The following is a 14,572-nucleotide window of genomic DNA, read 5'->3' as shown; positions in this document are numbered from 1 at the left end:
GGAAAAACGAGAGCCTATTCATTGCGAGTACGCCCTCGTCGTTAAGGTTAAAACCCCTGGGCTAATACAAATCCAAATCCTAAAGTTTGCACTGATTCATCATAATCAAGGAGGCTCTCGCCGTAACCATTGAAATAGCGGATATATCCATCGACGCGTTTCCCGAGAGGGAAGCCCCAGGTCAGCTCCACTGCACCACGATTATCTGAGCGCAAATTGTTACGTAACATCAGTGAAACCGTGTGATCTCCATCGCGGTATCGCCCACCTAGTTCAAAATGCCCCAGGTAGTGCTCAATATCCGGATTATCATCATCATCCTTATCTTCAGGGACCCTGTACCAGGGCTTTAGGCTGATTGAATAATTATCCCGCTCAAAAACAAAATTGGCGTAAATTCTATTCCAGCTGCGGGAATAGGGTTCACTGCGCCCATTTGACTGGTGGTTAATCGCCACCTGATTAGCTACATTATTCCAGCCAAATAGGCTCCAATCATTGAGCCAACTCAGAATCAATTCCGGCTCGTGATTTGTTTCACGAAAGGGAGAGGAGTTATCAGAGTTGTATGCCTGCCAAAAGCTACGATTTGTATAGGCGACACTCAGTACAGAAGCCTGCCCCAAAAAACCCCGCCAAATAGGCACTTGCACAGAGAGCTGGAACTGTACTTCGACGTTATCCAAATCCTCAGCTTTATCTGGTCCTTCAATATCTGCCACCCCTCCCTCTTCAGGGGCTGGGTTGTAGACCATTGGCAGCACGTAGTTAGTTTTATGGGAAGCTAAAGTAAAGGGGTTATTGGCGGCATCCCTGATAGCCTGAGCTCTGCCCCCTAACAATACTTCATCTGTCGGAAGGTCTTCCTCATACTCGTCGACAATAAAGTCTGCTATCACCGGATCTTCTTCAAGGGTCAGTTCAGCTCTAACTCTTTCAGCGCAGATACGTCGAATTTCCCTTATCGTGACATCGGCATCCGAAACAAGTATTTGCTCGTTCAAGCAGCGCTTATGGTGGGTCTGCAGGTTTTCTCCCGCATCCATAGAAAAAGTTGATTCTGGCGCCTCTTCAGCTAAAGCTGTTGGCAACTGTGCAACTAACCCAACAGAAGAAAGTAATGTGAGCCCGGCAAAAACCCTTCTTCGATAGTAGGACAAAACGCTTTCCCCCAGTCATTTATTGCAATCGTGATGCAAGCTTACACTGGAGAGGATTACAAGTCCCACTACATAATTTTGCGATTATCGTGACAAGATAGCCAATCAGGCTAGCGAAGCTCTAATTTCAGCTTAGATAGAACAGAAAACTAAATAGTGACAGGAATAGAAACAGGAATCTCCATTTAAGCCTATTTGTGTGACCAATAGTGGTTATAAAGTTTCCTCAAGCTGGACTAAAGTAGTCCTTTTAAGCTCGACGACCACTCCAAGTCCCTCAGCCGAACCTGCCACAGGCGGCCAGTACTAGATGGCCAATCGTACCCCACTAACAGGCTCCGACTATCAACATAGCAATGGGCATCTCTTTCAGCTTCATCGCCCTGGTAAATGTAAGCAATAATATCGGAACCCAGTTCCTGAGCCTTCTGGCTCGAAACATCCCCCGCCATTGATCTTGCCGTGCGATGGCTCACCCTAGGAGAGAGCAACTTACCTCGCTGAGATGGATCGACGATATCAGGGGACACAACTTCCAGGCCATTTTCATGTTGTACCAACCTCGACAAGACAGGCCCCATAAAAACCCGCATCAGTGGAAACAAAAGCCGCTCGTCCCCTTCTATATTGAGTTGCTGAGGGCCATTGGGACCTGTCCAGCTGGCTTGAATGTCATCACCTATCACAGGACTTTTTCCCTCCTCAGGAATTAACTTGTAGTGGGCGCTCACCTCATCAACTTCATCTCGCCAATGCACAACACACTCACTCACTAGCCCCCCTTCCAAAAGAGCAAATACTTCGATCCCAAACCCCTGGTCCCCGACTAAGCGCCGACTGACAAGCGAGCGTCGCCCCTGCTCATCATTCCCTAACTGCCAACTATCTTGCACAGGCATTTCCCTGCCATCACAACTATAGTGATAGCGCCCCTGAGCCAAAGTTGAATTCAATCGCATCGCAGGTTCCCTCCTTGCTCACCGCGCACTAGACCGGTGGTCCAGTACCCAAAAAGTATTGCACACGGAAGGAGTCTGACCTCGTTTTTCGCGCCTCCTTTAATTTAAATTTTAAAATCGCAATATTTGACCTCAGAACTTATAAATAGCTCGATACGATAAAATTTCCCCTGTACTTTTAATATGAGCTATCTAATTGGGGCAACGGGAAATTTTCTAGGCCAGAACACTAATAATGTATATCCCTCGCTAACCTGCATGCCCAGAACATTTTCAACACCCTACAAAGTAATATCACAACAACAAAAATACCCTAGTTAACCCTGAGAATGTGGCCTATATTTAACTATCGGGTAATTCGATGTCTGTAAAAGTGCTTACATATTCCTCTTTTATTCTTGTTCATCAAAATTTAAACTCACTGTCTTTAGTGAGATCATTTCAAAGCAGCGCCATTCACATTGAGTTCTACATAAGATCGCGGCTTACCCGCTGTAAAACTCATGGAATTTAGTTTTAAAAGAAATGACATTCAATACCCGAATCAAGGATGATGATCCTCTATGCCAACTTTCGCTTACCAATCAATAAATTCGAACGCTAGCACCAATTGCGGAATTGGTGCGTCCAATAGCCAATATTTCACCCGTATGACGCATAATCATCAGGCATCTAACCAGGACCGCTGGCACCTGGTTATGCCAACTGCAGATGGATTAAGGCCACAAATTCCAATCCATGGCCCGGCCCAACTAGTGGCACAGGCGCCACAAGGGTTTATGGGTAAAAATCAGCATAGCGATGCCCAGTTTTTGAACATGATAGAAGGGAAGGCCCGCCAGACACATCAACATCTGTATCGCTCGCTGGGTCAAACCTGTGATTTATTGGTGTACGGAGAAATGGATGGTAGCAATAGTGAATGGAGTTCTATGCAACAGCATGCAGGAAATCTGGTCGGCTCAAACACAACAGGAAAAGCCTGTAACAGTTTTAGTATTCATGCGGCCAATACCACCCAGCACACAATCCTCGGTTCAGGCATGGGTTGGACTGCAGTGAGATCAGGCAATATCAATGTCGTTTTTGTACACGTTCCCAATAGTATTGCCAAAAAACAAAGTGATGCAATCTCCTTCTATCGCTTTATCAACAACCAGGTGATACACGGAGGTTATGGCACCATTGATCTTGTGATGGGCGATACCAATCAAGGGACTGATAGCTTCACCGAAGATGTTCTTAGCAGGGCCACTGGGTCGACCTTTTCTGACGCACATAGTAGCGCTAGCATACAGCCTTCAGATTCTTATGAACGCAGTTTTTCGGGCACAAACAGCACCGCGAGTAAGAAGTATGATGTGGCGATTTACAACACAAGTACAATTCGTGTTAATCAAGTAGGTTATCTCTCACAGAGTACCCCAGTTGCAGTGAACGATGCGAGTATGTCAGCAGCGGTAACTGACCATATGGGAATCTTTATAAGTGTCACCAAGTAAGCAAGGCTTTTTACGACTTGGATATGGGGAATTAAACAATCAGTGGTTGAATTAAAGTACTCAACCACTGATTAGCTAAAGAATTAGGCTACAGCAGCCTCTTGAACCTTCTTGGGAGTAATCCAATTCATATAGTTGCTTGACTGCTGGTTGTTGTATACCAGATCACTGTGCAAATCATTAACAACCTGTGCAGCCCTCCAGGCAGAGAGGCTTAGCTGTGGCTCTGCAATACCATGGCTAAAGCGTCCAGTCCCCAAAAAATAGAGCCGACGATCACTTTCATCACCATTTAATTGGGTTGCAAAAGCGTCATCCAGGAGTATACGCCCCTCCCCATCTCTGGCTATACGATCCTGTAGGGGCGCAATACAAGGAGGCAGTGCTTCACATAGCCCTGTGCACAGAATGACAATATCCGCGTCTAACCACTCTTGCCCATTTGCTCCACCAACTAGATGATTTTGCAGTTGAATTCGATAACTGCCACAACTAGACATATCCACCATTTCACGATTGGGCATTAGCACCACACGATTCGTGTCACCATCAAGGTGTACCAATCGATAAAAAAGCTGGTACAGCTCTTTTAAAGTATCCGGTGAAATCCCATCCGAGGCTAGCTTCTGCTCCGCCACGACTTCTTCCCTACGGTGCTGGGATAGCTGACGGAACACATCTACATATTCAGGTGTAAACCAGTCATTAGTAAATGGGGTTTCATCCAAGGGGAGATAATTACTCCGACGGGAAACCCAGGTGATTTGTTCCGGTTTTCCCCACTCTTTATTAAGTAGGTTGATAACCACCTCAGCTCCAGTCTGGCCACCTCCTATTACAGCAACCCGTTTACCATGGACATCAGGATTGCGCAAAGCAATTTCCAAGGCGTGGAAACAGGATTCAGATAGTTGAGAACGACAAAACTCTGGGATATTGGGTTTCTTACCACCTGCAACACAGATATTTTTCGCTTTGACTATTTCTTGACCTTGAGAACCGTGGACATCCAGTTCAAAATAGCTTCCCTTATCTAAGACACTTTGCACTCGGCTCCCCATTTCTACTGAACTTAAACGCTTTGCAGCCCACGCCAAATAATCAGCAAATTCTCTGCGGGTAACCGTGCGTTGCTCGGCATGTAAAAAATCGTAGAAACGCTTTTTCTCGACAAGATATGCCAGGAAACTATATGGATTAGTTGGATCGACCGGTGTTACCAGGTCTTTTAAATAAGAGGTTTGCATCATGGCTCCGGGCAACATCAATCCCGGATGCCATGAAAATTCCGCTTTTGCTTCAAAAAAACGGTGGGTTAGAGACTTATCCCACATCAGGGAGGCAACAGCTAGGTTAAACGGACCGGCGCCAATACCAGCTAGATCTAATATATTACTCATCATTATACCTCGACGGGGGAAATTGTATGATTTTTTGATTCGTCTTTAGTTGGCTTCTGTTCTGATAACCAAAGGGGGTTCTCCAGATCACCTCCAACTATAGGCACCGGCCTTTCAGCACTATCATCATAACCTTGAGATAACCGCACCCGGTTAATACAAACTCTCTCTATATGGGCTCGAAAAACATCAAAACACTGAAAACGCTCAGCCATTTTCGCGTTTTCTTTCATAACTTTTTTCTGATAAGAACGTAAAACTTGAGCCAATACACTATAAAATTTAGTCTCAGAAAAATTAAGCTCCAACATCAACTGGGATGAAAGATAACGCAAGACCGTCACAAAATGTCCAGTAAAAAGATCATGAATAATGTAATTTGGAGGCAACTGATCCAACACAGCCAAAGCCGAGGATGGAATATCACTCCGTTCAGGAAAATCTCCTTTCGCGAGACGTAAATCACCCTGAAAATCCTTTAACAGAACACGAGTTACTCGGTCTTCCTTTAGTACCAAAGTTAAGTTTTGAGAATGTGCAACTAAACCAATTCCGTAGCGGCTAAGCAGGTGGTACAAGGGCACAACTGTTGAATCAAAAAGATATTCCAACCACTTTTCAATCGAAAGCCCCGAGCTATCAATTAATGCGGCTGCAATGGATTTCCCACTGGAATCTTTCTGCAATAGCGCAGCCATTAAAAGGTGGCGCTCACCCTCTGAACAATGACTTGCAGGACTTTGGCGCCAAGTCGCCCCTAGCATCTCTCGGTATCGGTAAGGTGTCCCTTTTACCTGTTCGTGATGGAGATGAGGAACATGTAATCCAGCAACTTCCTGAAGAATACCCGTACCGCGAGCCGATAAATTTTCATCTCTATCACAGAGCTCCTGCATCCACTGTGATAAAGACGGCCCACATTGCATGTATTTTCCGGGAATTCCACGGTAGCACGAAGTATTTAACACTGTTAAAGGTAATTTAATATGCAAGGCTTGTGGGCGAGACCGATTTGAGAAAGTACGCAACGAGACTTGTGGCAAGTACTCATCACCGAACTCACCCAATAAAATGATATCCCCGCGACTTAGTAGCTGCGCATAATGCTGACGAATATGGTGCTGCCACTGCCATGGATGAACTGGCAGAGGAACAAACTCCCGCCAGTTTATCTTTTTATCCCGGCAGATAGCTTCCAATGACTGCTTTTGATTAGTGGAGAGGCTTTCCTCAAGTAACTGCTGCCAATTCCAATCCTCACTATGTCCATTGACAGTCAGATCACGCCGAACTGCCAACCATAAGAAGCGCACATATTCACCCGATTCAGTGCCATAGGCCTTGAACTCTTGCGCGCCCCAGCCAATACGCCCCTTATTGACAATCGCTTTAGGATGCCCATCTAAATAGCACTGTAATTGCTCATCGGTAAACTTGGCCATAGTTTCCGCTGCTTGATCTTCACGTTTTTCAAGTATGGCCACATCGCTAGCGATGGTATTCGCCAATTCATGCAATAAATTACCCAGTGTGCTGGCAGTTATTTTCAGATCTTCAGCAGCATCAATAAAGAACTGAGCTGCATCGTCAGCAACTAATTCTCCATCACCTTGATTTCTTTGAATTGTATCCTCATCAATTTGAAGCCAATCCCAGATAGTCAAACGCGCAGTAAATTCATAACTCACCCCAGACTTGAGCTTAACAACGTAAGATTTATCTAGCTCTTGACGGGCGCTCAAAGCTTGCTCATAGCAGAGTTCAGATAAAGACTTGGCAAGTATTTTCCGATTAGCCTGCTCCCAATAATAACTTTGGCTCATATCTCCCCCATACTCTCAAAGAATTCATCTCTGTCGCAGGTAACCAACGCAGCTCGTTTATGCGGAAAATCAAATTCTTTTATTTTTTTCCAACCAAAAGTTCCATCAATGTACTTTAATAGTGGCCCGTTATCAGCTCTTGGCTCTCCAACCAAAGTCTGAGTTCGACAGTCATCTAGAAACATAAAATGAGATACTGCATTAAACCAAGCTTGAGCATAGCGTCTACCCAAAAAACGACTGTTGCCCACCAGCATATGGGCTCCACGATCAAAGGGTTGGCAGTTGTAGTAAGGGGCTATACGATCCTCAAGTGCCCAGTAAACCTCAAAGTAAGCAAAGGGCACATCATCGAAGCAGGCGATTAGTGGGTATTTATGAGGGTCTTGAATAACATCTTGGATAAATTTCCGTTGTTTATCCATTCCCCCTTCCTCTTCCCAAAACTTCGCTACACGCCCCATGTTCATCCAGCTTGTAAAAAGCTCAAGATCGCTATCTGGATCCAAGTGACGAAGACTAAGGTCCATTTCCAGGGAATAAAAGTGACGACGATATACTTCCCCCTCCACAGGTTTTGCTCGAAGTGGATGCTTTACGCCTTGCTCATTTTCCACCCATCTTAGGGGAAAATTCCCACCATTATTGCCTCGATACCAAAGGTCCTTACGCTGATAGAAATCAGATTTGAGTATTTCATTTATCTTTTTTCCACCTAAACTAATTATTTCAACAAGCTTAATATCTCCGTGAGTGCCAAATACCCAATCCAACCAATTATTTAATCCGGTTGATTCAGCCTCATGACTAGAAATATGTACCTGTGCAAAATCACTAGTTATTCTGTGCCGCACTTTAAAAAAATTATCTAACTCCAACTGACACTGGTAACCCTCACCATCAAGTGTCCACAGCCGTCCATCAGGTAATGCACCTTTTTTGATGCCTTGTTTTTCAGAAACAATCTCTGCGTTATTCATCATTCGATCCTTATTGCTCTACAAGGGCCGAGCTACCAGGCTCTGCGGCAAAAAGCTTGTCAGCTATCTTCAGTGGGTTATCCATTGAGTGGTAAATTGATAAAGGGTCTTCACTCGTTGTTTCGTTCATACCAATAACTGCACATTGAAAGTTACCCTTTGACCAGATCTGAGCAGATTGGAGTAAATATTCTAAACAGCTACGATCTCGTCGCTGACCGTCATAAAGAAGCTGCAAGCGTTCACGAAGTTCACTTAACAAAGCACTTTCGCTTACAAGTCCGGCAGCAGCGATGGCGGAAATTAGTCCAAAACAACTATTCACAATAAGGTAATAGGCGAATAGACGATTAGCCATTTCCTCATTAATAACATTTTCACTATTTTGAGCAAGATTTGGTAAATAGGGCTTCAATAGCTCTTCACCGAGATGACTATAACCGCTACCTTGACAGTCGCGGAAATAACCAGCGATAGGCATGGAACCATCAAAACGCAAAATTAAGTTTTGTTGATGAGCCCCAAATAAAATTCCAAAATCAGCTTGAGCAATTAACAGTGGCTCTATCACCGCATCGAGAAAAGCATTAAACCATCGTTTTGCAGCAATGGCAGAAGATAGGTTTTGTTCCATTGCCAACTGAGAGATAAGTTGAGCTGCGCGACAGAAATCAGCGTCTGGATGGTCTTGAGTTAAAGTTGCCAACAAACAGGTGTTTTCTGCTGCCTCACCGATGAATGGGTTCTCACGGAACATCACCAAACTCTCGATCACCGGGTTTCCTGACTCATCCGCTAACATCAAGTAGGCGGGTTCAGCTAAAACCTGGAAATTTGGGTAACGGCGTGCAAAGTCTTGCCCAATTGGCGTGTCTCGTACTTTCAAGACCTCCAGTCCCCTCACCATCTCCTTCGGCTGCAGGGTGCGCACCGAGTTAGTCAGGCGCAAGCTGAGAGAAAACTTCAACATATAGGGGCTCTCAGCGCTGTACACTGCACGCAAAGATGACGTCGCCCGCCAAGCGCCCGAGCCAACACCCAGCTCAACAACACTGCCAGTTGAAAGTAATTTGGCAATTCTTTGGTCACTCTGTAATTGACGCCACTGCCAAGGGTGAGCGGGCACAGCTACAAAGCCCTCCGGCGGCAGGGGAGCACCATCAGTTACTCGCACCAAACCCGCTAGCTGACCTTCTGAGACTCGCGCTCCGCTAGCACCAGATAAAAACTTGGGATCTACCCCTAACCACATCAGAGAAAAGCTGTTGCCAAATTCCGGCGCAAAGCACTCAGCATCTTGATCGGTAAAGGGTTCCCTACTCTTTGGGGTAGGGTGAATAGAGTGACCACAGAGTAGAGCTTGTTCTGACTCACCAAAAGACAACACATCACCAAACAAACGCTCCATATCTTTGTTGCGCGTCTGTAGGGCTTGGGTCATATTGCGAACGCTAGATTGCACACGCTCCACAAATACCTGTCGTGATTCTTCTCCAGCGCCGGGGAAAAAAGCTGACTCGTCGGCGATCAAACGGGCACACTCAGCCATTGATACTTCTTGGCTTTTCCCGGAGGTCTGCCGCCAAACCATTGGCAGCTCAAATTGATGCCTGCCACACTCGCTTCGGTAGATTAGATTGAGCCAAAGCTCAGCGCCAGTGCTCGGTAATGGCACACAAACTGCGGGAACCCTTATGCCTTGGGGGAGTGACACACCGCTCTGCTCGTACCATTGACCACATTCGGTCTCACGCAATAGCGCATTAAAAAAGCAATTAGCCGACAACCTTTCGCCGGCACATTTGACCTTTTGATCTTCTACAGTCATATTGACCAACTGTTCAGAGGTGGTCAGGCTCAATCCTTGAGCATCAGAAGCTCCTGCGGAGACGCCCGGCAAAGTCCCGTCGAGATCTGGATTATTCATGAGTAAGGTTCTTTTACAGAATTGTAATGCGAATGATTTGTATTTTTATTATCATGTCGTGAAATTTGGTACACATCAAGCTTTTTAATAGGGAAATTATTCGGCTGAGAACCATTGTTTAGGACAAATTTGACAATTGTCCCTAGTTTTATCCCTCTGGAGCCCGAATGCGGAAATCCCTTCACTTCCAAAAAATAAACTGGATTGTTGCGAGCCAGGGTGCGGCCCAGGTCATATTGCTGACCCAGATTCCATTAATCATCGAGTATTGCGGGCTGGATTTAGCCACTCTCGGCGCACTAGTTGCAGTCAGTACTTTTTGCCTGATGATTGCGGGCCCAATCTGGGGAGAGCTAGGCGATAAAATTGGACGGAAGCCAATTCTGCTAGCTGGGCTCAGTGGGGCACTACTATCCCAGATCCTGTTCGTTGCCCTGCTCGTCGCCCTGGCTCAAGGGTACTTGGAAACAGATACAGCGCTTGTGGCCCTGGTTGCCAGCAGAATCCTTTATGGATTAAACGCCGCCGCAATTTTTCCTTGCTGCCAAGCTTGGGCCCTAGAGCTGGGAGAGAAAAACCAACAACTGTCAATTCTCTCAGGGATCAGCGCTGCTGCAAATTTAGGGCGAGGATTAGGCCCCTTACTTGCCTTACCGACCCTTCTAGTGGGTAGTCTTTGGCCCTTACTTTGGCTGGTCCTCCTGCCCTTTTCCGCCCTAACCTTAACGCTTTTTTTACCTCGAGTTCCGGGCTGCACAATAGCTGAAAAGAAAGTCGAAAAAACTCACTTTCCCACTACAACTATTGGGCTTTTCGCGATAGCACTGCTGGGCACAGTAAGCATCGGGCAGCTACAAGTTGTTATGGGGCCAGTACTACAAGACTTATACGGATTAAGTGCATTGGAGGCATCATCGACAACCGCCATTCTTCTTGCTGCTGTCGCCATTTGCGGATTCTTTGTCCAGATGCTGTTAGTTAGAAAAATAGCGCGCCCACTAATCAGCTTTGTAATTGGGGTTCTGTGTATATGCCTGGGCACTACATCACTATCACTCGCTCTAGGCAGCTCCCTTGCGGTGCTAGGCTTGATTCTATTTGTTATTGGTATCGCCTTCTTAGTCCCTGGCTACAGTGCCCTATTAAGTCAAGGGCAACAGCGCAACGGCCGCTTGTTTGGCCTTTTGTCACTGATGCATACCGGAGGCTACACAATTGGCTTTGCAATGGGCGGATGGCTCTACGAAAAAAGCCCTTCGCAACCTCTGGCAGGGATGCTACTTAGTGTTAGCCTAATTGCAGTTCTCACATTAATCAGCCTGGCCATTTCTTGGAAAAAAGCGCCTAAAGTGAGCGCAACCTAACTCCTGGGAAGGTAGCTCAGCAATTACCTGACTAAACGGGTAATTGCTGTCTGAGTGGGGGATCCGAGTGCTCACCCTACAAAGTTAAAGGTAGCGCTGCCAAAACTCAGCTTGCCCCTGTTCTTCATCCAATGTGTATGGCTTAAAGCCGGTCTTAAGATAAGCCGCCTGAGCAGTATAATTTTTTTGCAGAACTTCCAGGGTAAGTTTGCAACAGCCCCTCTTTTTTGCCTCTTTCGCCAGAAAGTCGAGCATGGCAGTGCACACCCCCAGACTTCGAGCAGTTTCACTGACAATAACATCGTGGATATTAACCAGCGGCTTACATAAAAAAGTAGAAAAGCCAGTAAAGCAATTAATGAGCCCTACCGCACGCTCCCCTCGATAAGCAAGAACACTAAAAGCCCCAGGAAAATCTCTTAATGCCGGCAATAAACTAGAGCGGCAGTGATCACTTAGAGACTCACCACCGCCAAATGGATCTCGGGCATATTCATCCATCAAAGCCAAGATATCACTTGCATGTTGCGAGTCGTCGTAATTCGCCAAATCAATCTTTAATGCGGTACCAGCTTCACAATCTGATAAAACCATAAATATTTTTTCCTACCTCCGCAATTACAGCGAAAAAATGCCTTTACAGGCGCCTGATAAGTAAGAGCTGTTGGAGAGCATACCAAAATAATGACCTGTAGCGATCCCAGGGAAAAATAGTAAACTCAATCGGTAAGCTCTGCATTCGCTGTTTCTAAAGTCTCTTTAAAATCAACTTTGTCATCACTCACAAAGTACTGTAAGTAACTGCGTAACCGGGTTCGTCTCGCCAATAACTGGCGCACCCTGAGGCGATGTCGACCTGCCGTCTTAGAGTGTCGAGTAACTCTTTGCCGCCTGCCGGGGACTGAGCTTTTTTTTCTTCCCATGATCCTGAAATCCTTATTAGACCAAGTTTGAGCCGTTAGTCACATTTAAGACTAGACCAAGTTTACTTGGCGCACACGAGCAAAGCCGCTATTCTGCTGTCTACATGTCCAAATGGTCACTTCAGGATACAATCGCATTGCACCCGCTTAACCACTTATTACAAAATAACCAACATTGGTCCGAGGCTACCCGTCAAGAAGAGCCAGACTTTTTCCTTCAATTATCTGAACAGCAAAGCCCTGAATACCTGTGGATTGGCTGCGCAGATAGCCGCGTTCCCGCCAATGAGATCGTCGGCCTTTTACCCGGCGAGCTTTTTGTTCACAGAAATGTTGCCAATGTAGTCGTTCACTCAGACCTGAATTGCCTATCAGTACTCCAATATGCTGTGGAGATCCTGAAAGTAAAACATATTATTGTCTGTGGTCATTACGGTTGTGGCGGCGTCCAGGCAGCCCTCAACAATGATCAACTGGGCTTAATTGATAACTGGCTGCGACATATCCAAGACGTTAGGGATAAACATCACACTTTGATCGATATTTTTCAACAACAGCAGCGTACAGATCTGTTGTGTGAATTAAATGTCCTGGAACAGGTGATACACGTGTGTCAGACAACGATCGTTCGCGATGCCTGGCGTGCGGGTCAAGAACTCACCGTCAACGGTTGGGTTTACGGCCTAAAAGATGGCCTGGTACATGATTTGGGTATTTCAATTAAGCACCCGGGGGAAATTGCTGATATTTATCAAGGTGCCCTTAGTAAAATCTCTCAGCGCAGCACTGAATAATACTATTGCCCGACTGCCTTCGTTTTTACCACTATAAATGGGGTTAACCCGGTAGTTTTAGCTACCGAGCTCAGCTCTGTTTGGTGAAAAAACATGTCGGCATGCAAAAAGTGGCAGTGCCAGAACTGCGGCTGGATATACGATGAGTCCAAAGGTTGGCCCGAGGATGGAATTCTTCCCGGTACTCGCTGGGAAGATATACCTGAAGACTGGTACTGCCCGGAGTGTGGTGCAGCCAAACAAGATTTCTCCATGCTGGAGATTGGCGCCGATACCACTCAAGCCCGCTTAGCTAGCAATGATGGCTTTCGAATCTGGGAGTGTATGGTATGTGGCTGGACATACAATGAGGCCGAGGGATGTCCACAAGATGGCATTGCTCCCGGTACTCGTTGGGAGGATATTCCCGACGAATGGAATTGCCCTCAATGCGGCGTTAGTAAACAAGAATTTGATATGGTTCTTGTAGGCCAAGCCCCCACCGCCCCGTCCCCTTCAGCCAACCAAAAAACAACCACTACAACCTCAGTACCTTTAGTTATTATTGGCACAGGGCTGGCCGGGTATAATCTGGCGCGAGAGTTTCGCAAGCTTACCCCCCAGTCTCCTCTCCTGTTAATCACTGCCGATGATGGAGCTTTTTACTCCAAGCCTTTGCTGTCAGCCTCTTTCTCTCACGGCAAGACTGCACAGCAACTCAGCACTTCCAGTGCCGAAGATATGGCTCGCGAACTCAATGCACAGATTCTGGTTCACACGCGGGTAATACATATAGATCGCCAAAACAGAACTCTGACGATTCAGCAGGATGGTGCAGAGCATGTATCCAAGATTTCCTATGGAAAGCTAGTTCTGGCAACCGGGGCCAAGTGCCGCAAACTTCCCCACTATGAGGGGGATGCCCAATCACATATCTTTCGCATAAATAATCTCAGAGACTACCACCGTTTTCGCACTGCCGTGGTGGGGCGCAAACGCATACTACTCCTGGGCGCTGGTTTGATTGGCTGTGAATTTGCCAACGATCTGGTACAGACCGGCTTCGCAGTGGATCTGGTTGACATGGAGCAATGGCCACTGGCGACACTGCTGCCGGAAGTCGCCGGACGCGATCTGCAGAGAGCCCTGGAAGACTATGGCGTTCGCTTCCATGGGGGCTCATCATTAAAGCGTATCGAGAAATTGAGCACCGGTTTCCGGGCCCAGCTGAGTAATGGAGAGCAAATAGAAGCGGATGTCGTTCTCGCCGCACTCGGACTTGAGGCTAACACCGGCTTAGCCTCCATGGCCGGTATAGCCGTGCAAAGAGGTATTGCTGTAGATCGATATCTGCAAACAAGCGATCCCGATATCTACGCCCTGGGGGATTGCGCAGAAATAGACGGCCATCAGTTACTCTTTGTCGCCCCCCTAATCAGCTGTGCGAAGAGTCTGGCACATACTCTGTCAGGAAATCTGACTCCCGTTTGCTTTGGCGTTATTCCTGTGGCCGTAAAGACAACCCTGCACCCAACTACCGTTTGCCCGCCAAGCCCTGATACCAAGGGGACTTGGCAAATCAACAAAGAAGATTCAGGGGTTTGCGCCGAATTTCGCGACGAAAAGGGCAATTTAATAGGTTTTGCCCTTACCGGTGGTGCGATCGCCCTCCGGGAAAGGCTCAGTCAAGAGTGCCAGCCAATTATGAACGATCAGTCAAAAAATGACTGATAATCATACTTATTTTAATAGCTATTCGAG

The 14,572-nt window shown here is 46.6% G+C and carries 12 protein-coding genes; 4 read left to right on the top strand and 8 right to left on the bottom strand.

Going from position 1 to position 14,572, the window contains the following annotated elements; translation table 11 throughout:
• Positions 1-47 precede the first annotated feature (47 nt).
• Both ACJJI6_RS21425 and ACJJI6_RS21420 read right to left on the bottom strand, forming a co-directional pair.
• A complete protein-coding gene (locus tag ACJJI6_RS21425; RefSeq protein ID WP_445355807.1) occupies positions 48-1,160 on the bottom strand; it encodes a phospholipase A in 1,113 nt (370 codons plus the stop codon).
• 236 nt (positions 1,161-1,396) lie between these two features.
• The gene (locus ACJJI6_RS21420) at positions 1,397-2,119 is read right to left on the bottom strand and encodes a hypothetical protein (protein WP_475712008.1); all 723 of its coding nucleotides are present in this window, start codon (positions 2,117-2,119) and stop codon (positions 1,397-1,399) included.
• Positions 2,120-2,682: 563 nt separating this feature from the next.
• Between ACJJI6_RS21420 and ACJJI6_RS21415 the strand changes: the two genes are divergently transcribed.
• Positions 2,683-3,621 (top strand): hypothetical protein, encoded by a 939-nt coding sequence (locus tag ACJJI6_RS21415; protein WP_475712007.1) that lies wholly within the window; start codon positions 2,683-2,685, stop codon positions 3,619-3,621.
• An 83-nt stretch (positions 3,622-3,704) separates the two neighbouring features.
• On the opposite strand, the gene ACJJI6_RS21410 is transcribed toward ACJJI6_RS21415, so the two are convergent.
• From ACJJI6_RS21410 to ACJJI6_RS21395, 4 genes are read right to left on the bottom strand one after another with little or no spacing between them, the layout of a single operon-like run.
• Entirely contained in the window at positions 3,705-5,021 is a 1,317-nt protein-coding gene (locus ACJJI6_RS21410) for a lysine N(6)-hydroxylase/L-ornithine N(5)-oxygenase family protein (RefSeq protein WP_444896269.1), read from the bottom strand.
• Positions 5,022-5,023: 2 nt separating this feature from the next.
• A complete protein-coding gene (locus ACJJI6_RS21405; RefSeq protein ID WP_475712006.1) occupies positions 5,024-6,844 on the bottom strand; it encodes an IucA/IucC family protein in 1,821 nt (606 codons plus the stop codon).
• Positions 6,841-7,824, bottom strand: coding sequence for a GNAT family N-acetyltransferase (locus tag ACJJI6_RS21400; RefSeq protein ID WP_475712005.1), 984 nt, complete (start codon positions 7,822-7,824; stop codon positions 6,841-6,843). Before ACJJI6_RS21400 ends, ACJJI6_RS21405 begins: the two co-directional genes overlap by 4 nt.
• A gap of 10 nt (positions 7,825-7,834) precedes the next feature.
• Positions 7,835-9,751 carry an IucA/IucC family protein gene (locus ACJJI6_RS21395; protein ID WP_475712004.1) on the bottom strand — a complete coding sequence of 639 codons (1,917 nt, stop codon included), beginning with the start codon at positions 9,749-9,751 and terminating at the stop codon, positions 7,835-7,837.
• 167 nt (positions 9,752-9,918) lie between these two features.
• On the opposite strand from ACJJI6_RS21395, the gene ACJJI6_RS21390 reads away from it, so the two are divergent.
• Positions 9,919-11,115: an MFS transporter gene (locus ACJJI6_RS21390; protein WP_444896265.1), complete on the top strand. Its 1,197-nt coding sequence runs from the start codon at positions 9,919-9,921 to the stop codon at positions 11,113-11,115.
• An 84-nt stretch (positions 11,116-11,199) separates the two neighbouring features.
• Here ACJJI6_RS21390 and ACJJI6_RS21385 read toward each other — a convergent pair whose 3' ends face one another.
• Both ACJJI6_RS21385 and ACJJI6_RS21380 read right to left on the bottom strand, forming a co-directional pair.
• Positions 11,200-11,709, bottom strand: a complete 510-nt coding sequence (locus ACJJI6_RS21385; protein ID WP_444896264.1) for a GNAT family N-acetyltransferase — start codon at positions 11,707-11,709, stop codon at positions 11,200-11,202.
• Positions 11,710-11,834: 125 nt separating this feature from the next.
• The gene (locus tag ACJJI6_RS21380; RefSeq protein WP_444896263.1) at positions 11,835-12,038 is read right to left on the bottom strand and encodes a hypothetical protein; all 204 of its coding nucleotides are present in this window, start codon (positions 12,036-12,038) and stop codon (positions 11,835-11,837) included.
• A 137-nt stretch (positions 12,039-12,175) separates the two neighbouring features.
• Here ACJJI6_RS21380 and can point away from each other — a divergent pair, with 137 nt between their 5' ends.
• Both can and ACJJI6_RS21370 read left to right on the top strand, forming a co-directional pair.
• Positions 12,176-12,832: a carbonate dehydratase gene (can, locus tag ACJJI6_RS21375; protein WP_444898283.1), complete on the top strand. Its 657-nt coding sequence runs from the start codon at positions 12,176-12,178 to the stop codon at positions 12,830-12,832.
• A 93-nt stretch (positions 12,833-12,925) separates the two neighbouring features.
• Positions 12,926-14,542, top strand: coding sequence for an FAD-dependent oxidoreductase (locus ACJJI6_RS21370; RefSeq protein WP_475712003.1), 1,617 nt, complete (start codon positions 12,926-12,928; stop codon positions 14,540-14,542).
• The last annotated feature ends 30 nt before the right edge of the window (positions 14,543-14,572 follow it).

Source organism: Microbulbifer maximicatervae (SeqCode) (assembly GCF_056232625.1).
Note: the sequence above shows the minus strand (reverse complement) of the source record. Positions and strands in the feature narration are given on the sequence as shown.

What these genes read in the sequence shown, in the direction of transcription:
- ACJJI6_RS21410 (WP_444896269.1), bottom strand. Translation starts at nt 5,021, where the DNA reads ATGAGTAATATATTAGATCTAGCTGGTATTGGCGCCGGTCCGTTTAAC.
- ACJJI6_RS21380 (WP_444896263.1), bottom strand. Translation starts at nt 12,038, where the DNA reads ATGGGAAGAAAAAAAAGCTCAGTCCCCGGCAGGCGGCAAAGAGTTACT.
- ACJJI6_RS21405 (WP_475712006.1), bottom strand. Translation starts at nt 6,844, where the DNA reads ATGAGCCAAAGTTATTATTGGGAGCAGGCTAATCGGAAAATACTTGCC.
- ACJJI6_RS21385 (WP_444896264.1), bottom strand. Translation starts at nt 11,709, where the DNA reads ATGGTTTTATCAGATTGTGAAGCTGGTACCGCATTAAAGATTGATTTG.
- ACJJI6_RS21420 (WP_475712008.1), bottom strand. Translation starts at nt 2,119, where the DNA reads ATGCGATTGAATTCAACTTTGGCTCAGGGGCGCTATCACTATAGTTGT.
- ACJJI6_RS21370 (WP_475712003.1), top strand. Translation starts at nt 12,926, where the DNA reads ATGTCGGCATGCAAAAAGTGGCAGTGCCAGAACTGCGGCTGGATATAC.
- ACJJI6_RS21395 (WP_475712004.1), bottom strand. Translation starts at nt 9,751, where the DNA reads ATGAATAATCCAGATCTCGACGGGACTTTGCCGGGCGTCTCCGCAGGA.
- ACJJI6_RS21400 (WP_475712005.1), bottom strand. Translation starts at nt 7,824, where the DNA reads ATGAATAACGCAGAGATTGTTTCTGAAAAACAAGGCATCAAAAAAGGT.
- ACJJI6_RS21415 (WP_475712007.1), top strand. Translation starts at nt 2,683, where the DNA reads ATGCCAACTTTCGCTTACCAATCAATAAATTCGAACGCTAGCACCAAT.
- ACJJI6_RS21390 (WP_444896265.1), top strand. Translation starts at nt 9,919, where the DNA reads ATGCGGAAATCCCTTCACTTCCAAAAAATAAACTGGATTGTTGCGAGC.